Origin of the sequence: Streptomyces sp. NPDC002838 (assembly GCF_040295365.1) — a bacterium.
Taxonomy (GTDB): Bacteria; Actinomycetota; Actinomycetes; order Streptomycetales; family Streptomycetaceae; genus Streptomyces.
Window position 1 is genome coordinate 23,967 of the sequence record NZ_JBEOVF010000016.1, and the last position, 25,686, is coordinate 49,652.

20 protein-coding genes and 4 pseudogenes are annotated in these 25,686 nt (G+C 70.2%); 2 read left to right on the top strand and 22 right to left on the bottom strand.

Annotated elements, in window-relative coordinates; genetic code table 11:
- Nucleotides 1–9: 9 nt before the first annotated feature.
- The 13 genes and pseudogenes from ABT063_RS52225 to ABT063_RS21355 all read right to left on the bottom strand — a co-directional run.
- Nucleotides 10–135: pseudogene (locus ABT063_RS52225) on the bottom strand (acyl-CoA dehydrogenase family protein); the annotation flags it as partial.
- A gap of 66 nt (nucleotides 136–201) precedes the next feature.
- Nucleotides 202–360, bottom strand: a pseudogene (locus ABT063_RS21295) (short-chain dehydrogenase); the annotation flags it as partial.
- Nucleotides 361–658: 298 nt separating this feature from the next.
- Nucleotides 659–1,777: an Mrp/NBP35 family ATP-binding protein gene (locus ABT063_RS21300; protein ID WP_351059049.1), complete on the bottom strand. Its 1,119-nt coding sequence runs from the start codon at nucleotides 1,775–1,777 to the stop codon at nucleotides 659–661.
- Between the two features lie 95 nt (nucleotides 1,778–1,872).
- Entirely contained in the window at nucleotides 1,873–2,940 is a 1,068-nt protein-coding gene (locus ABT063_RS21305; RefSeq protein ID WP_351058929.1) for a 2-oxoacid:ferredoxin oxidoreductase subunit beta, read from the bottom strand.
- Entirely contained in the window at nucleotides 2,937–4,832 is a 1,896-nt protein-coding gene (locus tag ABT063_RS21310) for a 2-oxoacid:acceptor oxidoreductase subunit alpha (protein WP_351058931.1), read from the bottom strand. Before ABT063_RS21310 ends, ABT063_RS21305 begins: the two co-directional genes overlap by 4 nt.
- Nucleotides 4,829–5,167: a ferredoxin gene (gene fdxA, locus ABT063_RS21315; RefSeq protein WP_351058933.1), complete on the bottom strand. Its 339-nt coding sequence runs from the start codon at nucleotides 5,165–5,167 to the stop codon at nucleotides 4,829–4,831. Before fdxA ends, ABT063_RS21310 begins: the two co-directional genes overlap by 4 nt.
- A gap of 60 nt (nucleotides 5,168–5,227) precedes the next feature.
- The gene (locus ABT063_RS21320) at nucleotides 5,228–6,001 is read right to left on the bottom strand and encodes an ABC transporter ATP-binding protein (RefSeq protein ID WP_351058934.1); all 774 of its coding nucleotides are present in this window, start codon (nucleotides 5,999–6,001) and stop codon (nucleotides 5,228–5,230) included.
- Nucleotides 5,998–6,897, bottom strand: coding sequence for an ABC transporter permease (locus ABT063_RS21325; protein WP_351058935.1), 900 nt, complete (start codon nucleotides 6,895–6,897; stop codon nucleotides 5,998–6,000). Before ABT063_RS21325 ends, ABT063_RS21320 begins: the two co-directional genes overlap by 4 nt.
- Before the next feature lie 95 nt (nucleotides 6,898–6,992).
- The gene (locus ABT063_RS21330) at nucleotides 6,993–8,459 is read right to left on the bottom strand and encodes an ABC transporter substrate-binding protein (protein WP_351058936.1); all 1,467 of its coding nucleotides are present in this window, start codon (nucleotides 8,457–8,459) and stop codon (nucleotides 6,993–6,995) included.
- Nucleotides 8,460–8,471: 12 nt separating this feature from the next.
- On the bottom strand, nucleotides 8,472–8,699 hold the full coding sequence (locus ABT063_RS21335) for a 4Fe-4S dicluster domain-containing protein (RefSeq protein WP_053748154.1): 228 nt from the start codon (nucleotides 8,697–8,699) through the stop codon (nucleotides 8,472–8,474).
- 12 nt (nucleotides 8,700–8,711) lie between these two features.
- Nucleotides 8,712–11,458: pseudogene (locus tag ABT063_RS52230) on the bottom strand (fumarate reductase/succinate dehydrogenase flavoprotein subunit).
- Between the two features lie 5 nt (nucleotides 11,459–11,463).
- Nucleotides 11,464–12,249: a GntR family transcriptional regulator gene (locus tag ABT063_RS21350; RefSeq protein ID WP_351058939.1), complete on the bottom strand. Its 786-nt coding sequence runs from the start codon at nucleotides 12,247–12,249 to the stop codon at nucleotides 11,464–11,466.
- A gap of 213 nt (nucleotides 12,250–12,462) precedes the next feature.
- Entirely contained in the window at nucleotides 12,463–13,494 is a 1,032-nt protein-coding gene (locus ABT063_RS21355) for a LysR family transcriptional regulator (RefSeq protein WP_351058940.1), read from the bottom strand.
- Between the two features lie 106 nt (nucleotides 13,495–13,600).
- On the opposite strand from ABT063_RS21355, the gene ABT063_RS21360 reads away from it, so the two are divergent.
- Complete coding sequence (locus ABT063_RS21360) at nucleotides 13,601–14,695, top strand: YeiH family protein (RefSeq protein ID WP_351058941.1); 1,095 nt, start codon at nucleotides 13,601–13,603, stop codon at nucleotides 14,693–14,695.
- A 378-nt stretch (nucleotides 14,696–15,073) separates the two neighbouring features.
- On the opposite strand, the gene ABT063_RS21365 is transcribed toward ABT063_RS21360, so the two are convergent.
- The 5 genes and pseudogenes from ABT063_RS21365 to ABT063_RS21385 all read right to left on the bottom strand — a co-directional run.
- Nucleotides 15,074–15,421, bottom strand: coding sequence for a hypothetical protein (locus ABT063_RS21365; protein ID WP_351059059.1), 348 nt, complete (start codon nucleotides 15,419–15,421; stop codon nucleotides 15,074–15,076).
- Nucleotides 15,322–15,612 (bottom strand): AMP-binding protein, encoded by a 291-nt coding sequence (locus ABT063_RS21370; protein ID WP_351058942.1) that lies wholly within the window; start codon nucleotides 15,610–15,612, stop codon nucleotides 15,322–15,324. Before ABT063_RS21370 ends, ABT063_RS21365 begins: the two co-directional genes overlap by 100 nt.
- Nucleotides 15,613–15,633: 21 nt before the next feature.
- Nucleotides 15,634–17,307: a CocE/NonD family hydrolase gene (locus tag ABT063_RS21375; protein ID WP_351058943.1), complete on the bottom strand. Its 1,674-nt coding sequence runs from the start codon at nucleotides 17,305–17,307 to the stop codon at nucleotides 15,634–15,636.
- Nucleotides 17,308–17,830: 523 nt separating this feature from the next.
- Nucleotides 17,831–18,709: an alpha/beta fold hydrolase gene (locus tag ABT063_RS21380; RefSeq protein ID WP_351058944.1), complete on the bottom strand. Its 879-nt coding sequence runs from the start codon at nucleotides 18,707–18,709 to the stop codon at nucleotides 17,831–17,833.
- 106 nt (nucleotides 18,710–18,815) lie between these two features.
- Nucleotides 18,816–19,040, bottom strand: a pseudogene (locus ABT063_RS21385) (short-chain dehydrogenase); the annotation flags it as partial.
- A gap of 137 nt (nucleotides 19,041–19,177) precedes the next feature.
- Here ABT063_RS21385 and ABT063_RS21390 point away from each other — a divergent pair.
- Nucleotides 19,178–20,566 (top strand): MFS transporter, encoded by a 1,389-nt coding sequence (locus ABT063_RS21390; protein ID WP_351058945.1) that lies wholly within the window; start codon nucleotides 19,178–19,180, stop codon nucleotides 20,564–20,566.
- A gap of 39 nt (nucleotides 20,567–20,605) precedes the next feature.
- Here the strand turns inward: ABT063_RS21390 and ABT063_RS21395 are convergent, their stop codons facing one another.
- From ABT063_RS21395 to lnt, 4 genes are all read right to left on the bottom strand, one after another.
- Complete coding sequence (locus tag ABT063_RS21395) at nucleotides 20,606–22,585, bottom strand: helix-turn-helix domain-containing protein (RefSeq protein ID WP_351058946.1); 1,980 nt, start codon at nucleotides 22,583–22,585, stop codon at nucleotides 20,606–20,608.
- 76 nt (nucleotides 22,586–22,661) lie between these two features.
- Nucleotides 22,662–23,462 carry a 3-hydroxybutyrate dehydrogenase gene (locus ABT063_RS21400; RefSeq protein ID WP_351058947.1) on the bottom strand — a complete coding sequence of 267 codons (801 nt, stop codon included), beginning with the start codon at nucleotides 23,460–23,462 and terminating at the stop codon, nucleotides 22,662–22,664.
- Nucleotides 23,463–23,517: 55 nt separating this feature from the next.
- Nucleotides 23,518–23,997 carry an NUDIX hydrolase gene (locus tag ABT063_RS21405; protein WP_351058948.1) on the bottom strand — a complete coding sequence of 160 codons (480 nt, stop codon included), beginning with the start codon at nucleotides 23,995–23,997 and terminating at the stop codon, nucleotides 23,518–23,520.
- 67 nt (nucleotides 23,998–24,064) lie between these two features.
- A complete protein-coding gene (gene lnt / locus ABT063_RS21410) occupies nucleotides 24,065–25,675 on the bottom strand; it encodes an apolipoprotein N-acyltransferase (RefSeq protein WP_351058949.1) in 1,611 nt (536 codons plus the stop codon).
- Nucleotides 25,676–25,686: the final 11 nt, after the last annotated feature.

Below are 25,686 nucleotides of genomic sequence, written 5' to 3' on the forward strand. Positions count from 1 at the left end.
CAACGGTCCTCAGCCGTCCAGGCCTCCGCGCTTGACGAGCTGGCACGCGATGACGTCGCGCTGGATCTCGTTGGCGCCCTCTCCGACGATCATCAACGGGGCGTCACGGAAGTAGACGCAGACGTGGCCCTCCGTTCTACGGCGCGATCCGCACCGCGACGCTTCCCGGCCACCTCCGGGCGGCCGACCACAGTGAACTTGGGTCGGACCGTCCGTGTCGAGCGTTGCGAGACGCACGACGACCCTGGCGCTCTCCTCCGGCGTCCTTCCGATTCCGAATGCCGCGGTCAGGTCGGTCGCGGTGGTGCCGGGCTCGACTGCGTTGAACTTGATGCCCGGCTGGGACTTGGCGTACTGGACGACACGCCGTGCGGTGATCTCGGGTCGGCGGCCGCGCTCAGGGCCAGTTCACCAGTACGGCCACGGCCCAAGGTCCGGGCCATGCCCGGACCAGTGCACCGCTGTTTGTGTTAATCGCAGCCAATTTCGCTGGTCAACCGCTTGTCAGCCGTGTACCACCAGCAGACGAAGACCTCCTGGTGACTCGCCGAAGAAGCTGGGCTTCCAGGCGCTCGGAAAAGGCGCCTGACCTGCCCGCGGACTCGGGCAACGGCTACTTCCGCGGTCGGCGAGGGACGGTCGGCTGCCGGAGGCCCGCTCATGACGGGCTGACCGGGAGCCGGCAACCGGCCAGGCCACGTCGGCGTACGGACAGCCGCTCCGCGATTCCGCGGAGCGCCACCGCCGCGGGAGCCTCGGGGGCGCTCAGCACCAAGGGCGTACCGGCGTCGCCCGCCTCGCCCAGGAGGGGGTCCATCGGCACCTGACCCAGCAGAGGGACTTCCGTGCCCAGCGCGAGGGACAGCGAGTCGGCGACCGTCCGGCCGCCGCCGGAGCCGAAGAGCCGCGTCATCGAACCGTCCGGCAGCCGCAGCCAGGACATGTTCTCGACCACCCCGGCCACACGCTGACCGGTCTGCAGGCTGACGGCCCCGGCCCGCTCGGCCACCTCGGCCGCGGCCGCCTGTGGTGTGGTCACCACGAGGATCTCGGAGTCGGGAAGCAACTGGGCTATGGAGATGGGGATGTCGCCGGTGCCGGGCGGCAGGTCGAGCAGCAGCACGTCGAGATCCCCCCAGTACACCTCACCGAGGAACTGCTGCAGCGCGCGGTGCAGCAGTGGGCCGCGCCACATCACCGGCGCGTTGCCCGAGGTGAACATGCCGACGGAGATCACCTTCACACCGTTCGCTCGGGGCGGCATGATCATCTTTTCGACGCGGGTGGGGCCGGCCGTCACTCCCAGCATCCGCGGAACCGAGTGGCCGTAGATGTCGGCGTCCAGCACGCCGACCGACAGCCCGCGGGAGCCCATCGCGGCGGCCAGGTTGACCGTGACACTCGATTTCCCGACTCCGCCCTTGCCGGAGGCGACGCAGTAGACCCGGGTCAGAGAGCCGGGCCGGGCGAAGGGGATCTCCGGCTCGTCCGTGTCGCCCCGCAGACTCCTGCGCAGTTCGGTCCGTTGCTCGTCGCTCATCACGTCCAGCTCGATGCGCACCTCGCGCACGCCGGGCAGCGCGGACACCGCGGCGGTGGCGTCCGCGGTGATCTTCTCGCGCAACGGGCAGCCGGAGACGGTCAGATAGATGCCGATCAGCACCGCGCCGTCGGCGCCCACCGTGATCTCCTTGACCATCCCGAGGTCGGTGATGGGCCGCTGGATCTCCGGGTCGAGGACCTCGGACAGGGCCCTGCCGACTGTCTCCGTGGCCAGGGCGGCGTGCGCGTGTGTCTGTGCGGTTGTCACAGGCGGGGCTCCGAATCCGTGGGGCGCTGGGTGTTGGGGGCGAGGCGAGAAGTGGCGCGGCGTCAGCCGACGACCGTCCAGGTGTCCTTGCCGGCGAGCAGGGACTGGAGGTCGGCGGGTGTGGTGCTCCTGGCCTGCTCGATCTGGGCGCGGACCTGGTCGTCGTAGACCGGGCAGCTGACGGAGCGGAAGACGCCGGTGACGGTGTGGGCGAGATTCTGGGAGCACAGCCGCGACAGGGCGAAGGCGTAGGAAGGGTCCTCCAGGGTGACGTCGTGCACCACCAGCGCCTCCTCCCCCACTTCCGAGACCTTCGCCGTCTCCAGCCCTCCGGAACCGGTACGGACCACGCCGAACTCTCCTTCGGCGCCGAAGCGCAGCGGTTCCCCGTGGCGCAGCGGGATGAGGCGCCGCTCCTTCTCGCCGGGTTGCCGGAGCACCTCGAAGGCTCCGTCGTTGAAGATCGGGCAGTTCTGGTAGATCTCCACGAGCGCGGTGCCCCGGTGTTCGGCGGCCGCGGTGAGCACTTCGGTCAGCCCCGCACGGTCCGAGTCGAGGACGCGTGCGACGAAGGTGGCACCGGCGCCCAGTGCCAGCGACACCGGGTCGAAGGGGGCGTCGACCGAGCCCATGGGGGTGGATTTGGTGACCTTGCCGGTCTCCGAGGTCGGCGAGTACTGGCCCTTGGTGAGTCCGTAGATGCGGTTGTTGAACAGCAGGATGTTGAGGTTCACGTTGCGCCGCAGGGTGTGGATCAGGTGATTGCCGCCGATCGACAGGGCGTCCCCGTCACCGGTGACCACCCACACCGACAGATCGGGACGGGCGACAGCCAGGCCGGTGGCGATGGCCGGGGCGCGGCCGTGGATGGAGTGCATCCCGTAGGTGTTCATGTAGTACGGGAAGCGGGAGGAGCAACCGATGCCGGAGATGAACACGGTGTTCTCCCGCTTCAGCCCGAGCCGGGGCATGAAGCCCTGCACAGCGGCCAGGACGGCGTAGTCACCGCAGCCGGGGCACCAGCGCACCTCCTGGTCGGACTTGAAGTCCTTCGGCGACAGCTGCGTCTCGGACTCGGGAACCAGTGCCTGCCCGCCGATGCCAGGCAGGCCGAGGTCGGTGGTGGTCATGTCCGGGCTCCTTCGATCACATCGGTGAACACGCCCTGGAGTTCCTCCGCCCCGAACGGCAGACCGGCGACCTTTGTGTACGAGACGGCGTCGACCAGGTACTTGGCGCGCAGCAGCAGCGCGAGCTGGCCGAGGTTCAGCTCCGGGACCACGACGCGCTCGTAGCGGGAGAGCACCTCGCCGAGGTTGGCGGGAAGGGGGTTGAGGTGCCGCAGATGCAGATGTGCGACGGGGTGTCCGGCCCGGCGGACCCGTCGTGCCGCGGCGCCGATCGGCCCGTACGACGAGCCCCAGCCCACCACCAGGACCTCGGCCCGGCCGGACGGGTCGTCCGGCACGGCGTCGGGCACGGTGATCCCGTCGATCTTGGCCTGCCGCAGCCGCACCATGCGGTCGTGGTTGTCCGCGTCGTACGAGATGTCGCCCGTGCCGTCGGCCTTCTCCAGGCCGCCGATGCGGTGTTCGAGTCCTGGGGTGCCGGGCACCGCCCAGGGCCGGGCGAGGGTGCGCGGGTCGCGCAGATAGCCCCAGAACGCGCCCGATCCGTCGGGGGCGTTGGGCTCGGTGGTGAACTCGACGCTCAGGTCGGGCAGCTCGGAGGCGTCCGGGACGAGCCAGGGCTCGGAGCCGTTGGCGATATGGCCGTCGGACAGCAGCAGCACCGGTGTCCGGTAGGTGAGGGCGATGCGGGCCGCGTCGAGCATCGTGTCGAAGCAGTCCGCCGGGGTGGCCGGCGCGAGGACCGGCACCGGGGATTCGCCGTTGCGCCCGAACATGGCCTGCAGTAGGTCCGCCTGCTCCGTCTTGGTGGGCAGGCCGGTGGACGGCCCGCCGCGCTGCACGTCGATCACCAGCAGCGGCAGCTCCGTCATCACGGCCAGGCCGATCGTCTCGCTCTTGAGGGCGAGGCCGGGACCGGACGTGGTGGTCACGCCCAGGGCCCCGCCGTACGAGGCCCCCAGCGCGGCCCCGACGGCTGCGATCTCGTCCTCCGCCTGCACCGTGGTCACGCCGAAGTTCTTGTGCCGGGACAGCTCGTGAAGGATGTCGCTGGCCGGGGTGATCGGGTAGCTGCCGAGGAGCACCGGCAGCCCTGACCTGGCCCCGGCCGCGACGATTCCGTACGCGAGGGCGGTGTTGCCGGTGATCTGCCGGTACGTGCCCGGGGTGAGGGCCGTCGCGGGGGCGACCTCGAACGTCACGGCGAACGACTCGGTGGTCTCGCCGTAGTTCCAGCCGGCCCGGAAGGCCAGGATGTTCGCCTCGGCGATCTCGGGCTTGCGTGCGAACTTCTGCCGCAGGAACCGCTCGGTCCCGCCGGTAGGACGGTGGTACATCCAGGACAGCAGGCCCAGGGCGAACATGTTCTTCGCCCGCTCCGCTTCCTTCTTGCTCAGACCGGTGTCCGCCAATGCGCCCCGGGTCAGCGTGGTCATGGCCACCGGGTGGACCTGGAAGGCGGTCAGTGTGCCGTCCTCCAGCGGATCGGCTGCACAGCCCGCCCTGGTGAGATTGCGTGGGGTGAACTCGTCGGTGTTCACGATCATCGTGCCGCCCGGCGGCAGGTCGGCGAGGTTGGCCTTCAACGCGGCCGGGTTCATCGCCACCAGCACATCGGGCCGGTCTCCGGCCGTGAGGATGTCGTAGTCGGCGAAGTGCACCTGGAAGGACGAGACTCCGGCGATGCTGCCCTGGGGGGCGCGGATCTCGGCGGGGAAGCTGGGCAGCGTGGCCAGGTCGTTGCCGAAGGCCGCGGCCGCCGAGGTGAACCGGTCGCCGGTGAGCTGCATACCGTCTCCGGAGTCACCGGCGAACCGGACGACCACCCGCTCGAGCCGTTCGGTCTGTTCGGTGCGCTCGGTGCCTGCGAGGCCGGCGTCGGTGCCGCTCATGGCGCCACGTAACTCTGGACGAAAGGCGTGTCGACACCGATCGTGCCGAGGTCCGCGGCACCGCCCGGCGAGCCCAGCGGCTCGGTACGCCCGGGCAGCGGTTCGGAGAAGAAGCGCGCGTTCTCGGTGACGAACGGCGCGTCCTCGGGTGCGAGTTCCTCGACCGTGGCGATGGCCTCGACCGGACAGACGGGTTCGCAGGCGCTGCAGTCGATGCACTCGTCGGGGTTGATGTAGGCCATGCGCTCCCCGATGTAGATGCAGTCCACCGGGCACTCGTCGACACAGGCGCGGTCCATGACGTCGACGCACGCGGCCCCGATGACGAAGGTCATGATGAGGTGGCTCCTTTGGTGTGGGATCGAACGACCTGCGGTGGTTCGGGCGACAGGACTTCAGGCGCCTTCGGGGGAAAGCTCGGCGGGCGGAGCGTCGCCGAGCGAGGCGAGGATCTCGTAGCGGCGGCGGGCGAATTCGGGTTCGAACTGGGATCCCGGGCGCCGCGGCCCGGGGATGTCGACGATCTCGCGTACTACGGCGGGGCGGGCACTGAGCAGGACGACCCGGTCGCCCAGCAGCAGGGCCTCGTCGACGTCATGGGTGACGAAGAGGATGGTGGTCCCGTACTGTCGCCAGACCGAGATCAGCAGTTGCTGCATCTCCGAGCGGGTCTGGGCGTCCAGTGCGCCGAACGGCTCGTCCATCAGCATCACCCGGGGGCGGGTGGCCAGCGTCCGGGCGAGCTGCACGCGTTGCCGCATACCGCCCGACAACTGGCCCGGCAGGTGGTCGAAGAAGCCCTCCAGGCCGACCTGGGCCAGGAGTTCCTCGGCTTCCTGACGCCGTTGCCGCCGGGGCACGCCGCGCAGTTTGAGGGCGTACTCGACGTTGCGCGCGGCCGAACGCCAGGGCAGCAGAGCATCTTCCTGGAAGACCATCGCACAGGCCGTGTCGGCCCCACCTGCCGGTTTGCCGTCGACCTCCGCGCGCCCGGCGGTGGGTGTGAGCAGTCCCGCCAGGGCACGCAGAATGGTGGACTTCCCGCACCCGGACGGCCCGAGCAGAATGACGATCTCTCCGGGCCGCACCTCGAGGTCGACCTCGGCGGTCGGCATGTCGCCGAAGGCGAGCTTGAGTCCTTCCAGCCGGACCCGCGCTCCGGCGCTCATCGGGCGTTCCTCGGCAGCCAGCGGTTGACGCGGGACCCGAGCCGCTCCACCAACCAGGCCGTGCCCCAGCCCAGGATGCCGATGGACAGCATTCCGACGACCACACCGGAGTAGTCGAGCAGGCCGTACGACTGCCAGGTGTAGTAGCCGATGCCGAACTGACCGGAGATCATTTCAGCGCTGATCACGCAGATCCAGGCCACCCCCACGGAGACGGACAGCCCCGAGAAGATGCCGGGCATCGCGCCGGGGAGCACCACGTGCGCCAGTACGGAGAGCCGGCGGGCGCCCATCGTCCGGGCGGCCTCCTCCCAGACCTTGGGCAGGGTCTTCATCGCGTGGATGGTGCTCACCACCACCGGGAAGAACGCGGCGAAGAAGGTGATGAAGACGATGCCCTGCTCGCCGGTCGGGAACATGAGGATCGCCAGCGGGACCAGGGCGATCGCCGGGATCGGCCGAGCCACCTCGATGAGCGGCCGGACCAGCGCCTGGACGACCCGTGAACGCCCGATCGCCATGCCGATGGCCACCCCGCTCACCGCGGCGAGCCCGAAACCGAGCATGATGCGGCGCAGACTGGCGAACAGGTCCTGATAGTAACTGCCGGACCTCAGTTGCCCCTTGAGGGTGTCGTACACGTCGGCCGGGCCGGGCACCTTGTCGAAGCGCAGCCACAGGATGACGTCGTTGGCCGTGAGCAGGTGCCAGATCAGCAGCGCAGCGGCCAGGGGCAGCGCTGCCCGCGCTCCGGCGGCCAGTCGGCGCGGCCACGCTCCGAGCGCCGTGAGCGGGCGGAGGCCGGCGGCACGCAGACCGGGGCGTGGTCGCGGGTTGACGGAGATCGATTCACCGGTGGGTGTCAGGGACTGCTGGGAGACGGGAGTCGTTGTCATGCGTCCTCTTTCCTGCGATGCCTGCGATGCCTGCGATGCCTACTCAGCTCTGTGAGGGGTGGTGCCGTGGTGCGGGTCCTGCGACCGCCGCCGGCTCACGAAGCAGCCTCCAGCGCCGCCTCGTAGCCGACTTTGCGGGCGTCGGAGTGGTCCGCCAGATAGGAGTCCGCGTCCGCGGCCACCGCGAACGGCAGCAGCCGGGAGTTCGCGGACCGGTCGGAGTCGAGCACCCAGGTCGCGGCGGACGCGAACATCCGGATCCCGTCCTTCGCGTCGGGTACGTAGGCGGCTCGCACTCCCCCGTCGTGGGCGGCGATCTGCCTCAGCAGGCAGGTGGGAGTCGAGGCCACCCCGGTCGGCTTCTGACCGCTGAACCACACTTCCGAGGCGGTGCGCGGATCTTTGACGGGCTCGTGGCAGACCGGGTCCTGGCCGCTGAGCGTGCTCGGGGACGCGGTGCTCTTGCTGGCGGCGTCGTACGAGGAGCCGTAGATCTTGCGGAGGTAGCTGTCGTTGACGAACTTGCCCAGGTCCAGGTTCTTGACCGAGCCGAGGTCCTTGAGGAAGGGCAGGTCCTTGGAGAGCGCGTCGACCAGCTGGGGCTTGATGGTCGGGTCGAAGGTCACCAGGCCGTTCGGTCCGTTGTAGAGGTAGACCACCTCGGGTTCGATTCCCGTGACCTTGGCGACCTGCTCGGCGCCGGCCAGCGGGTTCTTGTTCAGGTAGTCCGCCGTGTCGCGGACCGACTCCAGGAAGGCCCGCATCACGTCGGGGTGATCGTCGGCGTACGCCTTGCGGGAGACGACGGCGTGGAACGTCGGGACGCCGTTGGACCCGCCGTCGTAGAGCAGCCTGCCCTGCTTGCGGAACACCATCAGCTGCGGCCAGGGCACGAACTGGGACAGCGCGGCGACCTGTTCGCCCTCAAGCGCCGAGGCGCCGACCGCCGGTTCCTGGTTGAGCAGCTTGACGTCGTCCGGGCTCAGCCCGTTCTTCCGCAGGGCGTTCACGAGCATTCCGTGTGCGGCCGACCCGACACTGGTGGACACCACCTTGCCGCGCAGATCGGTCAGCTTCTGTGCCGGGGAGTCCTTCGGCACGACGACCTGATTGAGCGATCCGCGCAGGTTGTAGCCGGTGATCGCGACCAGTTCCGACCGGGCGTCGGGGAACTCGGCGGTCTTGGAACCGTTGACCAGGACCGGATAGTCGCCCATGGAGCCGATGTCCACCTTGCCTGCGATCATCTGGGCGGTCAGCGGCGGCCCCGAGGGGAAGTCCTGCCAGACGACCTTGTAGTGAATCCCCTTGGCCTTGCCGATGGCGTTCAGCTTGCGCTCGAAGGTGCCCCGGTCGCGCAGCAGGGTGCCCGCGGTGACGGTGTTGATGGTCTTGGACTGGTAGCCGACGTTGACCACGACGGTCGAGGAACCGCCGGCCGAGGTGTCGGTACCGCAGGCACTGGCACCGAGCCCCAGTACGGCGAGTACGGCGAGCAACGGCCGGCGGCGGGACCGCTGCGGGAGCGAGGGCCGTGGGACGGGGTGCGGAAAGGGATACATGTCAGGCTCCAGTCACCGCAGCAGGAAGGGGATGTCGACCGTGACCGCGTCGACCGGGCAGCGGGCCGCGCAGGGACCGCAGTACCAGCACTCGTCGACGTGCATGTACGCCTTGCCGGTCTCGGGGTGGATGGCCAGTGAGTCCAGCGGGCACATGTCCACGCAGAGGGTGCAGCCGTCGATGCACTTCGATTCGTCGATGGTGACCGGTACGTCGACCCGGTTGGATGCGTGCGCCATGAGTGGTCTCCTTCAGCCTGTCGCGGTGTCGGTGGTCGGGGATTCGGTGAGATCCGACTGGGCGTCGGTCAAGCCCATGCGGGCGAAGGCGCGGACGTCGGCGTCCACGTCGGCAACGGCTGCTTCGAGCGCCGCCTGCACGTCAGGGCGGCCTGCCGCAAGGCCCCCGAGGGCACGCACTGCGGCCTTGCGTACGTCGAGATTGGTGTCCCTCGTCGCGGCGATCAGCGGGGCGACCGCCTGCTGGGGATCCGCCACCGCCAGCGCGGCCGCCGCCCCCTGCCGGATCTGCCATGCCGGGTCGGCCAGCGCCGTACGGGCCAGGTCCGCCGCCTGCTCGGTGCAGCCGGTGTGCGCCATGGCGGACAGGGCCGCGGCTCGGACCAGGACATCGGAGTCCTCGGCGAGACGTATCAGGGTGGCGGCGCCGCGCGGGTCTCCGACGGCGGCCAGCCCCCGGGCCACGGCGAGACGCACCGAGGCGGCCGGATCGCCGGCGGCTTTCGCCAGCGCGTCCAATGCGTCCAGGGAGACGAGCCCCAGCACGGTCCCGCAGCGCACAACCTCGTCCGGGTCGTTCAGCAACGAGGTCAACTCATCGACGCGGCACAGCCGGTGACGCCACAGGGCGACCACGGCGGCAGCCCGGACGTCGGTGTCCGGATGCCCGCACGCCTCGCGCAGGGACCGCGAGAAACGCTCACCGGAAACCAGCACCTCGCGCAGTTCGCTCAGTAGCTCTATGGCGACGCGGCGGACCGTCGCGGCCGGGTCCAGCAGGGCCGCGGCGAAGACCGCCGACGGCTCCTCCCAGGATTCGGCGGCCTCACTGAGGACGGTCAGCGCGGTGCGGCGTACGTCGGGGTCGGTGTCGGTGAGGAATTCCGCGAGTTCCTCGGTGGTCGGTGCCTCGTCCGCGAGTTCGAGGAGCGCCAGGATGCGGTGGGGGCCGCCCTGTCCGGGCCTGGTGTCACTCATCCCCACACCGCCGCAAGGTCGGCACCAGTCGGGGCGGGCACGTCCGGTACCCCGTCCGGGCGGGTGAATCCGGGCACCGGCACGATGTACGGCGCTATCGGCCGGGTCAGGGTTTCCATCTTCCCGCTCCCGCCGGCCTCTCCCGCTCCGCTCTTGCGCAGGTTCAGATGACGGAACCAGTTCGCGTCGTCCTGTTCCGGCCAGTCGGCCCGCTGGTGATACAGGCCCCAGCGGCTCTCCGTACGGGCCAGTGAGGCGCGCGCCGCCATCTCGGCGCAGTCCCGGATGAAGGTGACCTCGGCGCAGCGCATGAGCTCGTGGGGAGTGCGGGCTCCCATGCCGGCGATCTCGCGGCTCATCCGGCCGAACGCCTCCAGGCCGAGGGTCAGATAGCGGTCGGTCTTGGGCGGCTGGAGGTAGTCGTTGACGAAGCGACGGAGCTTGTACTCCACCTGCGGCTGGGGGGGTCCGTCCGGGTGGGACAGCGGGCGGTAGATCAGTTCGTGCGCCGCCGCGATCTGGTCCTCGGGCAGCGCGGGGCGGCCGGCGGAGGCGGCGAAGCCGCTGGCGTGTTCGCCGGCGATGTCTCCGTAGACGAAGGCGCCGATCATGTAGTTGTGCGGTACGCAGGCCATGTCTCCGGCGGCGTACAGGCCCGGCACGGTGGTGGCGGCGTGCTCGTCGACCCAGACACCCGAGGCGGAGTGGCCGCTGCACAGGCCGATCTCCGAGACGTGCATCTCGATGTCACGGGTGCGGTAGTCGTGGCCGCGGCCTTCGTGGAAGGTGCCGCGGGTGGGCCGCTCGGTGGTGTGCAGGATGCCCTCGATCTGGTTGATCGTGGCGTCCGGCAGATGGCTGAGCTTGAGGTAGATCGGGCCCCGGGCGCTGTCCAGTTCGCGCTTGACCTCGGCCATCATCTGGCCGGACCAGTAGTCGCAGTCGACGAACCGGTTACCGTCGGCGTTGACCGTGTAGCCCCCGAAGGGGTTGGCGACGTAGGCGCAGGCCGGCCCGTTGTAGTCCTTGATGAGCGGGTTGACCTGGAAGCACTCGATACCGGACAGTTCCGCGCCCGCGTGGTACGCCATCGCGTAGCCGTCGCCCGCGTTGGTGGGGTTCTCGTACGTGCCGTACAGATAGCCGCTGGCCGGAAGGCCCAGGCGGCCGCAGGCCCCTGCGGCCAGGATCACCGCGCCGGCCGAGATGGTGACGAACTCCCCGGACCGGGTGTCGAATCCGACCGCTCCGACCGCCCGGCCGTCCACGGTGAGGACCCGTACCGGCATGATCCGGTTCTCGATCGTGACCCGGGAGCGCACGTGGCGGGCGCGCAGCGTGCGGTACAGGACCTTCTTGACGTCGCGGCCCTCCGGCATCGGCAGCACGTAGCTGCCCGAGCGGTGCACCTTGCGCACGGCGTACTCGTTGTGTTCGTCCTTCTCGAACTTGACGCCGTAGCCCTCCAGCCGCTGCACCATGCCGAAGCCGCGGGTGGCGGTCTCGTAGATGGTGCGCTGGTTGACGATGCCGTCGTTGGCGAGGGTGATGTCGGCGACGTAGTCCTCGGGGGTCGCCTTGCCCGGAACGACGGCGTTGTTCACCCCGTCCATGCCCATGGCCAGGGCACCGGAGTGACGTACGTGTGCCTTTTCCAGCAGGAGTACGTCCGCGCCGTTCGCTGCCGCGGTGAGGGCCGCCATGGTGCCGGCGGTGCCCCCGCCGACGATGAGAACGTCACAGGTGAACTCGCGGCGCTGAGACTGGGGTGGGATCTGCACGGAGGTCAGCCTCTTTCGGTGGAAGGGTGGTTCAGCAGCGGGTCGGGGGTGCGGTGGAGCCAGCCGGCCAGGGACATCCGGTCTCCGCGGAATCGGACGAACTCGAGATCGATCGGCCGGCCCGCGTTGGTGTAGGTGAGCCGTTCGAGGAACAACAGGGGAATGCCGTCCGCCACGCGCAGCAGGTCGGCGACGGTACGGTCGGCGGCGATCGCCTCTATGGACAGGGCGGCGGCGCCCAGTGGCAGGCCCAGTTCGCCTTCGAGCAGCTCGAAGACGTCGTGCCGCGCCAGGTCCATCTCCAGCAGGGGCCTGCCGATGTCCGCGGGAAGGTAACTGGCGTCCAGCGACAGGGGCTCCCCGTCGAGCAGTCGTACCCTTTCCAGGGCGACCACCTCGGTGCCCGGGGCAAGTTCGAGCCGCTCGGCGACGGTGGGTGTGGCGGGCACGGTGTCCGCCAGCAGAACCTGGTTGACCACGCGGTCGCAGCCGGTGTCGAAGCTCTCCGCGAGTCCGCGCAGCCGGTCGAGTCCCTGTACGGCCTTTCCCGCCACGACGAACGTCCCGACGCCGGGAATCCGGTCGACCAGGCCCTCGATGCGCAGCAGCGCGAGGACGTCCCGGACGACGTTGCGGCTGGCCCCCAGTTCCGCGGCCAACTCCGCCTCGGAGGGCAACGGCCGGGTTCCGTATACGCCGGTGAGGATGCGGGTGCGCAGCACGTCCCGAATGCGCCGTACCGGTGCGACACGGCTACCTGAACCTCTGCCACCTGCGACGATCCCTGTCATGGCCGGAATGCTGCGGATGCGGTGTTACACCGACCGGTTGCCGGAATTACGCACTGGTTACGCCAACCTCATCACTGCCAACGCCCTCCTGACCTGGGACAACAGGCATCGGTCGACCGGTAGCGCCAGGGCTGTGGGCGCAAGGAGGGGTTGCGGGCACCCGCTGGGCAGGGGTTCCGGCCCGTGGCGGCCGGTCGCCTGCGGGTCGCCCTTCTACCGGCGGACGGCCAGGGCCAGCAGCGTGGCCGCCGGCCCCACCGGGGGCGTCTCCCGCAGCCAGACGGCCCGGAACCGCCGCCGCAGCAGGGCAGGTTCCTCCAGCGGCACGCTGACCAGCCGTCGGTCGTCGAGTTCGGCCGACACGGCGAGACGGCTCAGCACCGCAGGGGCGTCGCCCGTGGACACTGCCGACTTGATCGCGGTGGTGGAACCCAGTTCCGCCGCGGGCGGCGCGGGTTCCTCGTCGAACCCCGGCTGGACGGGGATCCGTCCGGCGGCAACTCCCGAACCCGTGGCGGGCGGGGTCCGGACGGAAGGCACCGAAGGAGCAGAACCGCCGAGTGCGGGCGGGCGGAGAGCCGTTCCCGTGGAACGGCGAAGGATTTCCCATACGGCGTCGCGCGTCCCCGAGCCCTGTTCGCGAACGATCAAGGGAGTGGCCGCCAGTGTCCGCAGCGGCAGCGGCTGCCTGCGTCTGGCCCACGGGTGCCCCGGAGCGACCACCACGACCAGTTCGTCGTCGGCGATGGTGCGGCTGTGGAGTCCGTCCGGCGCGTGCGGGCCCTCGACAAAACCGAGGTCGGCCTCACGGCCGCGCACCATGTCGGCGACCTGTGAGGAATTGCCGACCCGCAGGGCGACCTTGACCTCGGGGAGCCTGGTGCGCAGGGCCATCAGCCACCCCGGCACCCGGTGATCCGCGATGGTCATCGACGCGGCGATCCGCAGTCGGCCCTGCTGATCCGCGTGAAGCGCCGCGACGCCACTGACCAGCGCCCGGGCCGCGTCGAGCACCGGCAGCGCCCAGTCCACGACGGCGATCCCGGCCGGGGTGAGGCGTGACCCGGTGGGGCCGCGTTCGAGCAGTACCAGCCGCAACTGCCGTTCCAACGCTGTGATGCGCATGCTAGCCGCCGGCTGGCTCATCCCGTGCCGCGCGGCGGCCCGGCCGAGACTGCCGGTCTGGGCGACGGAGACCAGCAGGTCCAGCACTTTCAGTTCCGGTGTCCCCGGTGGAAGGCCCATCAGCACTGCTTATGACCTCCTCTGAAACGGGTCTCTACCGGAGACCGGCGGGACCCGGCGATCGTGCGGATGCAGCTCGCCATCGGGATGCAGGAAGGGAGAGGTCATGGAATCGTCCCATGTCCTGCCGGTCAAGCCACTGCCACGCGTGCTCGCCGGTACGAGGCGCGTCGGGCGCGCGTCGAGTGCCGTAGTGCCGGGACTGGCGGTGGCGGTGGCGGTCGCGCTGCCGGCCGTCTGGCTGGGCCGTCTCGTCCCGACCGTGGGCGGCCCGGTGTTCGGGATCGTGGTGGGTGCTCTTGCCGGAGCCCTGCTGAGACGGATGGCCCCCCACGGAACGGCCGAGCGTCTGCACCCCGGGTTCGCGGTCGTGGGCAGACAGGTCTTGCAGGCTTCCATCATCGTGCTCGGGACCGCGCTTTCGCTGAGTGACGTGTTGCGAGTCGGGGTGGGGTCACTGCCGGTCATGCTGGGCACGCTGGCCGTGGCGCTGCTCGGTGCCTGGGCCGTCGGCGGACTGCTGGGCGTCCACCCTGAGACCAGGCTGCTCATCGGAGTCGGCACGGGCGTCTGCGGAGCCTCGGCGATCGCCGCGGTGACCGCAGCCGTCGGCGCCGCCGAGGCCCGGGTCGCATACGCCCTCGGCACCATCTTCACCTTCAACATCGCCGCCGTCGTCCTGTTCCCTCCGATCGGCCACCTGCTCGGGATGTCGCAGGAGGCGTTCGGCCTGTGGAGCGGCACCGCGATCAACGACACGTCCTCGGTCGTCGCCACCTCGTACAGCTACGGAACCGAGGCCGGGCAGTACGCGGTGGTGGTCAAACTGACGCGCAGTCTCATGATCGTGCCGATCTGTGTGGCCCTGGTGCTGTGGCGGTCCTTCGGGCGGCGAGCCCGGGACGCCCGGCAGGACGAGAGTGCGGGCAGGCGGATCTGGCGCGCGTTCCCCGTGTTCATCATCGGATTCCTGCTCGCGTCAGCCGCCGCCACTTATGACGGCATCCCTGCTTCATGGGAGCCGGCACTGCCCGTGATCAGCACGTTCCTGATCACTCTGGCCCTGTCGGGGATCGGTCTGTCGCTGAAGTTCTCCAAGCTTCGCGAGGCGGGTGCGCGGCCACTCCTGCTGGGTGCGATCCTCTGGGCCGCCGTCGGCGCGACCGGTGTCGGTCTCCAGTCGATCACCGGTCGGCTCTGAGCCCAGCACGGACCGGGGCCGCCTGCTTGCCGGACATCCTCGTCGGCCGCAGACGTGGCCAGGCGACCAAGATCCGGGCCATCCACGGGCCGATCGCCCCAGCGACGGCGGCAACGGTCGTCGTTGCCGCTGGTCAGAGGCGGCGCGGAAGCTGTACCACCAAGAGACGAAGAACCTTCTGGTGTCGTATTCGCCGAAGAAGCTGGGCTTCTTCCAGAGGCACGAAAAAAGGCGCCTGACCTGGGCTCTTGCCCGCCAGGCGCCTTCCTCTCGGCCCGCCCAGAGCAGGGACCGGCTTACGTCATAACTCCCAGTTCCTCCCACCGCTGTCCCGCTCCTGACCAGTACTTCCGGACCAGTCACGGACCAAACCCCGACTCACCCTTCAGACTCCGCGCCCTGGCTGACGCGGTCCCACTCCTGCATGGACTGCTCGATGAGGCGGTTGGCCTGCTCTCGGACGCCGTCCAGGAACTTGGCGTAGTGGCGGAAGAGGACCTCAATGCTCTGGCCCGCGCGACGAGCGCACTCGGCGGGGTCCACACCGGAGTACAGCCAGAACGAGATCCCGGCGTGCCGGAGATCGTAGGGCCGCTTGGCCAGCTTGGAGGCGAGTTCTGTACGGGTCAGGACGTACTCCCGTGCCCACGCCCACGTTGTGCCATATGCAGCTGCGTCCACGTAGTTGCCGGCCTGGTTCCGGAACAGTCGGCCGTCCGGCGCCACGCCGGGGCGTACAACGAGACCGTGCCGCCGGGGCGTACCCCGCGGGCGATCAGCCCCGCCGCGACGCAGTCACTCTCCGCGTCGAGCTCGCGGAAGGTCAGCGTCCGCGTCGAGGTCACCAGGGCGAGTTTGTCCCCGAACTGGGTTGCGACTTGGGGCAGGAGCGCCCCGGGCGAGATGACATCGTCCATATGGATCTCCCCCGCTTCCGGTCAGGCCGGGACCACGGGCAGGACGATGCGGGAGGGCCGGGCGGGGTCGTGGAAGACCTGCTGGCGGGCCACTCGGGCCGTGGTCGCGCTTTCCTCGGGTTCGCCCGTGTTGAGGTTGCGGTCCCAGCGTGGGAAGTTGCTGGAGGTGACCTGGACCCGTATCCGGTGACCCGCCCGGAAGACGACGCTGGTCGACCACAGGTCCACGACGTGCTCGGCCGCCTCGCCCGGTGTCGCCGCGCGCACCCGCACGATGCCGTCGGCCACATTGCGGGAGACGCCGTTCTCATCGACGTCGCACAGGCGGGCCACCCAGTCGGTCGAGACTCCGTCCGTGGCGGCGAAGAGCACCGCCCGGACGCGGCCGGTCACCTCGACGTCCTCGGTGAGCGGTTCGGTGCTGAAGACCAGGACGTCTTCGCGCGCCTCCACGGCCGTCTGCTCCAGCGGCCCGGGACGGAAGTCGTCGGACATTAGAAGCGCGCCACCGGTGGTCGGCACCGGGTTCATGGGGTCGTAGGTGAACTCCTCGGGCTGCTCGGCGGTGGACGGCGGCTCATGCGTCAGGCGTCCGTCCGCGCGCAGGTGGAAGTCCGTGTCCACCGCCCGCGACAGGGGCCATTCCGTCTCCTCGCGCCACTGGTTGATGCCCATCACGAACAGCAGGACTTTGCCCGTGTTCGGTTCCAGATCCTCACCGTCGCCGAGTGTGCGCTCGAACCAGTCAAGCTGCATGTCGTGCACGCGCCCCCGCATGCCCATGAAGTCGGAGTTCGCGCTGAACCCGAAGTTGACGTCACCGACCACGTGCCGCCAGTTCATGTGTGTCCAGGGGCCCATGATCAGCGTGGCGGACCGGCCGGCGCGGCGCATGGCGGTGAAGTTGTCGAGCGTGCCCTGGCTAAAGATGTCGTACCAGCCGCCGAGCTGGAATGTGGGCAGGTCGACCTCGTCATGGCGGCCCGCGACGCGGCAGGACCGCGCCCAGTCGGGCTCCCGCCGCGAACGCTCGTAGCCCAGCTCGGGCACATCATGCCGGGCGAACGCCGGAAACCGCCCGGCGGGCAGCTCCGCGTAACCGCCGTCGGCCAGGCCGTCCAGATCGCGCACGAGCCCGGTGATACCGCTCACGAGCCCGTCGAGGTCGGTGCGGTGACGGCGCATCATGGTGTCGGCGCCCTGCATGAGGGACCACGGCGCGGTGATGCCGAGCTCGATCGCGCCGCCGCGCGTCCACAGCCCGTCGTCCGGATCGGACCACGTGATCAACGGCGCGATCGCCTTCAGCTCCGGCGGCTTCGACAGCGCCGCCATCCACTGGGTGTTACCGAAGTAGCTGCCACCGCACATGCCTACGGAGCCGTTGGAGCCGGGGAGGGCGGCGGCCCACCGTACGGTGTCGTAGCCGTCGCTCTCCTCGTACGTCCACGGCTCCCACTCCCCCTCGGAGGCGAACCGGCCACGGGTGTCCTGTATGACGACGATGAAGCCGCGCTTGGCCGCCGCCAGGGGATCGAGCCCGATGGCCGCGATGAGCGTGTGCTTGCCATAGGGCAGCCGGCTCAGCAGCACCGGCCACGGCCCCATACCGCCGGGCCGGTAGACATCCGCGCGCAGCACCGTGCCGTCACGCATCTCCGCCGCAACATCGAACTCGATCTGGATCTCCGTCATGTGCTGCTCCTTTGCCTGCCACGACGTCATTCGGACGACATGGTGGAGTCGATCGCCTTCACGCACCACCCCCGAATGGGGGTGGTCACAGCGGTCTCGGGGGCGCTTACGCCGCCAACTTGATCAACCGACACGTCGGGCCGCCGGCATGGGCGGTTCGAGAGTCGCGTTCCTGCCCGGCACGGACTGGATCGCTCCAGCAGGGCCGGTAGCCGGAGTCCTTCGGACGATTCCGGCATTTGTCTGCAAGGGCCTTCCGGTCGGTGTCGCCAGCAGGAGTGAGGGCGACACCAGCGGAGGACGATGGCGAGGTGCAGGGCCCTGGCGTTGGCGGGACTGCTCGGAACCCGGCAACGCCGTCATGGGGATCGGCCGCCTTGCCCGGCTCCCCGGCACCCTCCTTCAGATGTCGCGGAGCAGCTTGGTGGCCGATCCCTGTACAAGGATCGAAGTGCTTGGCATTGCGGTTGGCGTGCCCGTAATGCCTGGCTCTTTCGCCACGAGAACTGCTCCGGCCGATGGATCAAGCCACGGAGGCGAGCAGGTCCGCCACTACCTCCGGCCTCTCGAGTGCGATGAAGTGGCCTGCTCCCGGTACATGCGTGAAATCGGCGGCAGGCAGCAGCTGCTTGTTGGCTTCCCGGTCCGATGGCCGGGACCAGTCCTTCTCCCCGTAGACGAGGTGGATGGGGGCCTTGACCTCGGAGTAGCGCGAGCGGGCCGCGATGAGGCCGGGCAGGTTCTGGTAGACAGCCCGGGCGACGGTCGGGTAGCCGGGACGGCTGCCCACCTGGAGGAGCTCGTCCACGTAGTCATCCCGCAAAGCGGACTTGTCACCCAACCCGCCCCGCAGGATCCTGCGAAGGATGGGTTTGGGCTCCTGCTGGGCGACCACCGCGCCCACCCCTGGGGTGAGAACACCGCCGACCACGATGCGGGCGAGGAGGCTGGACCGGGCGATTCCGGCGCGGAAGTCGTACGTGTTCACCGCGACGACGCGCCGTACCCGCTCCGGCAGATCGGCGGCGGCGGTCAGGGCGAGCACCGCCCCCATGGACTCCCCGACCAGCGTCACGTCATGGAGATCGAGCTCGGTCAGGAGCCGTTCGACGCCCGCGCGCATCGCCGGCTCGTCGTACGACGCACCGGGCACGATCTCGGAGTAGCCCATCCCCGGAAGATCGAGGGCATACACGGTGTACTGATCCGAGATCATCGGAATCAGGAAGCGGAAGTGCTCGGCCTGCGTTCGCACCGTGTGCAACAGGACCAGGGGAGCACCCGTGCCCGTCTTGAGGTAGCGCAGCTTTCCCTCACGGCTGCTGCGTCCCCCGCGCGGGGCGATGGTGTGGCTGGTGGTCCCCGGAATGTGAATCGTGGGACGTGACTCTTGGGTGGACATGGCGTCGACTCCTTGTGTGTGAACTGCGGTTGGGTGACTCGGGTACGGGCCTGCAGGAGGGTGGTGACGCCCTCGGTCGGCTGCTGCCCTCGCTCCGTCCTCGGTCTTACTGCGACAGCTGGGGGTACAGCCCTGCAAGGTCCCCGGCCAGACCTGCCTTGACCTGTCGCGAGACGTCGTCGGCGAGCACCTCGTGCGCCCCCGCCTCGACGCCGTCCAGGGCAAGTGCGGCGACGTCACGCGGGTCGGCCTTGGGCGCGTCGACGCCCGCCGCCAGGTCCGTGTCCACGTATCCCACGTGAAGTCCGGTGACAGCGATGCCGCGCGGCTGAAAATGAGTCGGCATGGTGGCCACACGCATAGCCAACCCTCGAACTATGTTGCCCCGCCACATGTGCGCCTGACCTGCGCATTCCTACGGTATGGCGACACGAAACCGTCCCCGCCAACCGCCAGGAAGTGGTGCCGATGCCCTCCCCCGCAACCGCTCCCCCACCCCCCGCCAGCCTCAAGCGCATCGTCGCCGCCAGCCTCATCGGCACCACCATCGAGTGGTACGACTTCTTCCTGTACGGCTCCGCCGCCGCTCTCGTCTTCAACAAGCTGTTCTTCCCGGACTCCGACCCGCTCGTCGGCACGCTGCTGTCGTTCCTGACGTACGCCGTCGGATTCGCCGCGCGTCCGCTCGGTGCCCTCGTCTTCGGGCACTACGGCGACCGGCTGGGGCGCAAGAAGTTGCTGGTGCTGAGCCTGCTGCTGATGGGCGGCGCGACCTTCGCGATCGGACTGCTGCCCACGCACGCGACCATCGGGACCGCCGCTCCCGTGCTGCTGACCGTGCTGCGCCTGGTGCAGGGCTTCGCGCTCGGCGGCGAGTGGGGCGGGGCCGTGCTGCTGGTGTCCGAGCACGGGGACGCGCGGCGGCGCGGGTTCTGGGCCTCGTGGCCGCAGACCGGGGCGCCCGCCGGGCAGCTCCTGGCGACCGGCGTGCTGTCCCTGCTGACCGCCGTGCTGTCGGACAGCGCGTTCGGCAGCTGGGGCTGGCGGATCCCCTTCCTGCTCTCCGGTGTGCTGGTGATCGTCGGTTTGTGGATTCGTCTGTCTGTCGATGAATCTCCGGTCTTCAAACAGGCGTTGGCGCAGGCGGAGGCGCGCAAGGCGGCCCCGGCCGCCGACACCGAGAGGCTGCCGCTCGTCTCCGTGCTGAAGCACCACTGGCGCGACGTGCTGGTGGCCATGGGTGCCCGTATGGCGGAGAACATCAGCTACTACGTCATCACCGCGTTCATCCTCGTCTACGCCACCACCTCGGCCGGCGTCTCCAAGCAGACCGCGCTCAACGCGGTGCTGATCGCCTCGGCCGTGCACTTCGCGGTCATCCCCGCCTGGGGCGCGTTGTCGGACCGGATCGGCCGCCGTCCGGTGTATCTGCTGGGCGCGGTCGGTGTCGGCCTGTGGATGTTCCCGTTCTTCTCGCTCATCGACACCGGCGGTTTCGGCCCTCTGATCCTCGCCGTGACCGTGGGTCTGGTCCTGCACGGCGCGATGTACGCGCCCCAAGCCGCCTTCTTCTCCGAGATGTTCGCGACCCGGATGCGCTACTCCGGCGCCTCCATCGGCGCCCAGTTCGCCTCGGTCGCGGCGGGCGCACCGGCGCCGCTCATCGCCACCGCGCTGCTGGCCGACTACGACAGCTCCACCCCGATCGCCCTGTACGTCGTCGCCGCGGCCGTCCTGACCGTCATCGCCGTGGCAGCGGCCAAGGAGACCCGCCACCGGGATCTGACAGAGATCGAGCCCTGCTCCGCCGACGCGGCGCCCGCGACGGCCCGTGCGGCGGACGCGCACACCGTCTGATGCACCTGGGACCGGCCCCGTACGCCCGCGCGTACGGGGTCAGTCCTGTCCCGGCACCGACAACCGGTGCAGCCGCAGGGCGAGTTGGACCTCCAGGGCGCGGGCGGGGCGCTGCCAGTCGTCGCCGAGGAGACGGCCGACCCGCTCCAGGCGCTGGGCGACCGTGTTCACGTGAACGTGCAGTTCGTCCTTGGTGCGGGCGGGGCTCATTCCGCAGTCGAAGTAGGCGGCGAGGGTGCGCACCAGGTCGGTGCCGCGCCGGTCGTCGTACGCGACGACCGGGCCGATCGTGCGATCCACGAACCCGGCGATGTCCCGGTCCCCGGCGAGCAGCAGGCCGAGGAAGCCGAAGTCCTCGGCGGCGGCTCCGTCACCGGTGCGGCCGAGCAGTCGCAGGGCGTCGAGGCAGCGCCTGCCTTCCGCATAGGCGGCGGCTATGGCGTCCGGATGGGCGGCGAGGTCCTCGACGGGGGGTGAGGCGCCGACGGTGACCGCTTCGTGCACGGCGGTGCCGAGGTGGTGGGCGGTGCGCCGGGCCAGCTCCGTCGCACTGTCGCCGGGCTCCAGGGGCAGCAGGAGGACGGTGCCGCCGTCGCGGGCGGCGGCCAGTCCGTGCCGGGTGGCGGCGAGGTGCGACGCGGCGGACCACAGGCGCCGCCGGGCGTCCGCCTCCTGGTCGGCGTCGGCCGCGGGACCGTCCAGGCGGGCGGCGAGCACGACATGAGTGGCGTCGAGGTCGGCGTGCAGCCGGGCGGCGCGCTCACGCAGCAGGCGAGGATCTCGGTCGCGGGCGTCGAGCAGGTCGTCGAGGAGCTCTCCGCGCACGCGCTGTTCGGCCTCGGCGGCCGAGCGTCTGGCGAGCAGCAGCAGCGAGGTGACCATCGCGGCGCGCTCCAGAGTGCGTTGGTCGACGGGGTCGAGGCCCGGATGACCGCGCAGCACGAGCGCGCCCAGGAGTTCGCCGCCGGCGGCCACGGCGGCGATCCAGTCGTCCTCGTGCCGCACGGCGTGCCCGTCGGCGCGTGACGCCTCCAGGGCCCGGGCCGGTGCTGCGACGGCCTCGGTGAACTCGACCGTGCCGTCGAGGACTTCGGAGACCGCGGCGGCCACGTCGTGGACACCGCCGCCGCGCAGGACGAGTTCGGCGAGCCGGTCGTGGACGTCCGAGGCACGCTCGATGACCCCGCTGCGGTCCCGGATGATCTCGTTGGCCCGCTCCAGGCCGGCGAGGGCCGATCGGGTCTCGGTGAGCAGGTTCGCGGTGTCGATGGCGGCCGCGGCCAGGGCGGCGAAGGACCCCAGCAGCGCGATCTGCTCCCGCTCGAACACCCGGGCGCGCCGGTCCGCGGCGAACAGGACGCCGATGACGTGGTGCCCCAGCATCAGGGGGACGCCGAGGATGGCGACCAGTCCCTCGTCCCGGACGCCCGCGTCGATGGTGACAGTGTGCTGGAAGCGGTCGTCCTTGAAATAGTCGTCGGTGACGTACGGGCGGGCCGTCTGGGCGACGAGGCCGCCCAGCCCCTCCCCCATCCCGAGCCGCAACTGCTGGAAGCAGGCCGCGACCGAGCCCTCGGTGACGCGCATGTAGGTGTCGCCCCTGACCGGGTCGTTCAGGCTGAGGTAGGCCACGTCCGTGCCGAGCAGCGACCGGGCTCGCTGCACGATCGCTTGCAGGACCGCGTCCAGGTCACGCAGCCCGGCCAGGTCATGGGCGGTCTCGAAGAGCGCGGACAGCTCGGCCTCCCGCCGGCGCCGGCCCTCCAGCTCCGAGCGCACACGCAGGGCGAGCGGCTTGGCCTGTTCGAGCGCGGCGATCCACTCGGCCGACCGCCCCTCGGCGCGGGCCAGCAGCACCGGCTGCTCGTAGGCGTCGGCGGACGCACCCCGTGCCAGCAGTTCGAGGAACGGAGCCTCGGCACCGCCGGCCGACGGCGCTCCAGCTCCAGCTCCAGCTCCAGCTCCAGCTCCAGCTCCAGCCACGGAACGCTCGGCGGACTGCACTTGATCGTGGGACATGCTCACAGGATTGCTCATCGCCCGACCGCGCCGTCAGCCCTGTGGAAAACTCCGCGCCTCACCGGCTTCGCCCCGCTCAGTGCGCGGTCCATCCGCCGTCGAGGACGAGCGAGGTGCCGGTCACGAAGGACGCCTGCGGGCTGCACAGATACGCCACGGCTTCGGCGACCTCCTCCGGTTCGATCAGCCGCTTGACTGCGCTGTCCTGGAGCAGCACGTCGGCCAGCACGCGCTCCTCGGGGATGCCGTGCGCCCGGGCCTGGTCGGCGAGCTGCTGCTCGACCAGGGGCGTGCGCACATAGGCGGGGTTCACACAATTGGAGGTGACACCGTGGGGCGCGCCTTCGAGGGCGGCCGTCTTGGACAGCCCCTCCAGTCCGTGTTTGGCGGCCACATAGGCCGACTTGTAGGCGGAGGCCCGCAGCCCGTGGACGGAGGACACGTTCACGATGCGGCCCCACCCCTGCCCGTACATGTGGGGCAGGGCGCCACGGATGAGCCGGAAGGGCGCCTCCAGCATCACGGTGAGCACGGTGTGGAAGACGTCGGGCGGGAACTCCTCGATGGGGCGCACCAGCTGCAGCCCGGCGTTGTTGACCAGGACGTCGGTGCCCGCGGCGGCGAGCTCGGCGGCGTCCAGGTCCGTGAGGTCGAGGACGTGCGGTTCGAGGCTGCCCGCCAGCTCCCGCGTCTGCTCGGCCAGCGTCTCCAGACCGGCGGCGTCCCGGTCGACCGCTCTCACCTTGGCCCCGGCGGCCGCGAGCCGCAGCACGCAGGCGCGGCCGATGCCGCCGGCGGCGCCGGTGACGAGGGCGGTGCGGCCGCCGAGGTCGAGAGTGGAGGCGTGGGGAGAAGGAAGAGAACTGCGAGCGGTCATGCCCCCGACCCTAGGCAGCACCCGTCTCCCGCCCCATGTGGTCACCACCCATACTTCACTCGTAACTCATGGGCTCGAACCATGTGGGTGTGTCCGACAGCGCCTGCTTGATCCGGAAGAGCCCGAACTCGTTCAGCCCCGGCAGGGCATCCACGGCGAACCACCCCACCTCCAGCGACTCGTCGTCGTTGACCCGGGCGTCCCCGCCGACGGCCCGGCAGCGGAACGAGATGTCCATGTACTGGCAGACGTCGCCGTTGTCGTACGTCACGGGGTTCAGCGCCTGCACGATGAGGACCCGCTCCACCACGCAGTGCACGCCCGTCTCCTCCTGCACCTCCCGTACGGCGCAGGCCGCCGGCTGCTCCCCCGGCTCCGGGATGCCGCCGATCAGCGACCATGTGCGGGTGTCGGTGCGGCGGTTGAGCAGTACTCTGCCCTCGTCGTCGAAGACGACGGCGCTGACTCCGGGCAGCCACAGCAACTCGTGTCCCACGGATGCCCGGATGGTACGGATGAAGTCAGGAGTAGCCATGGCCCCGACCCTAACGGGCGGGATCAGGTGCTCCGGGGCACTTCAGAGGGCGTGTGACGGCGTACGGCTACACGTCACCGGCGCGTCGCCCGCGCACACCGGCACCGATGGCCCAGCCGAGCCCGCCCGCTGCGACCAGCACGAGGGCGATCTCCGGCAGGATGCCCAACTGCGTGGCGGGCGTCTGCGAGGAGCGCAGGGGCACCTTCTGCACCAGCGAGTCGGCGACGAACATGCCGGTCTTCTGCGTGATCCTGCCGTCCGGCATGATGATCGCGCTGACGCCGCTGGTCACCGGGACGGTGACGGTCCGGCTGTGCTCGACGGCACGGACACGGGACATGGCGAGTTGCTGATAGGTCATCTCGCTGCGGTCGAAGGTCGCGTTGTTGCTGGGCACGGAGATCATCTGAGCGCCGTCGGTGACCTCGGAGCGCACGGCCCAGTCGAAGGCGGCCTCGTAGCAGGTGACGAGGCCGACCTTGGCGCCGTCCATGTCGAACACGCCCGGCTCGCTGCCCCGGCTGAAGTCCTGGCGGACCATGGAGGTCCAGTCGCTGTTGATCGCACCGATGAGCGAGCGCAGCGGGAGGTACTCGCCGAACGGCTGGATCTGCCGCTTGTCATAGGTGTCGACGGGTCCCTTGACCGGGTCCCACAGGATCTGCTCGTTGAGGAGCTTGCCGTCGCGTTCCACGACACCGCCGACCGAGATCGGCACGCCGATCGCCCTGGCCGCCCGGTCGATGACGGCGCGCGCGTCTGCGTTGGCGAACGGGTCGATGTCGGAGGAGTTCTCCGGCCAGAGCACGAAGTCGGGCTTGGCGACCTTGCCCGCCTTGACCTCGGCGGCCAGCCGCTCGGTCTCACGCGCGTGGTAGTCGAGGACGGCCCGGCGCTGGGCGTTGAACTCCAGCCCGGCACGGGGCACGTTGCCCTGGACGACGCCGACGGTCACGGTGCCGTCCTCGGCCTTGTCGCTGACCAGCGGCCGGGCGGCCACCGCGCCCACCACCGGCACCGCCACGCTCAGCAGGGCGACGGCCGCGGCCGACCGTTGTACGGCCCGCGTGCGGCGCATCAGCACGGCCAGGCGTACGACCTCGTACAGGCCGAAGCCGCACAGGGCGACGGCGAAGCCGAGGACCGGGGTGCCGCCCACCGCGGCGAGCGGCAGGAAGACGCCGTCCGCCTGGCCGAACGCGATCTTGCCCCAGGGGAAGCCGTGGAAAGGCACGCGCGCGCGTGCCGCCTCTCCGGCGATCCACAGCGCGGCCGCCCAGACCGGCCAGCCCGGCAGCTTCGACACCGCGGCGACGCCCGCACCGACCAGCGCCACGAAGATCGCCTCGATCGCGACCAGGGCCAGCCAGGGCCCGGGGCCGACCTCCACGCCGGTCCACACCAGCAGCGGCAGCAGGAAGCCGAGGCCGAAGAGGTAGCCGAGACCGAGGCCCGCCTTCCAGCCGCGGCCGCGCAGCACCCAGCCGAACACGGCGAAGGCCGGCAGGGCCAGCCACCACAGGGTGCGCGGCGGGAAACTGACGTAGAGCAGCACTCCGGAGAGCGCCGCGGCGGCGGCCGGGACGAGGCGCAGGAGCCGCGCCCCGCGCGAAGCGGGCGCGGACTCGGGCCGTGTCCGGCCCGACTCGCCCACGGAGGTTGCGGTGACGGTCACTGTGGGAGTGT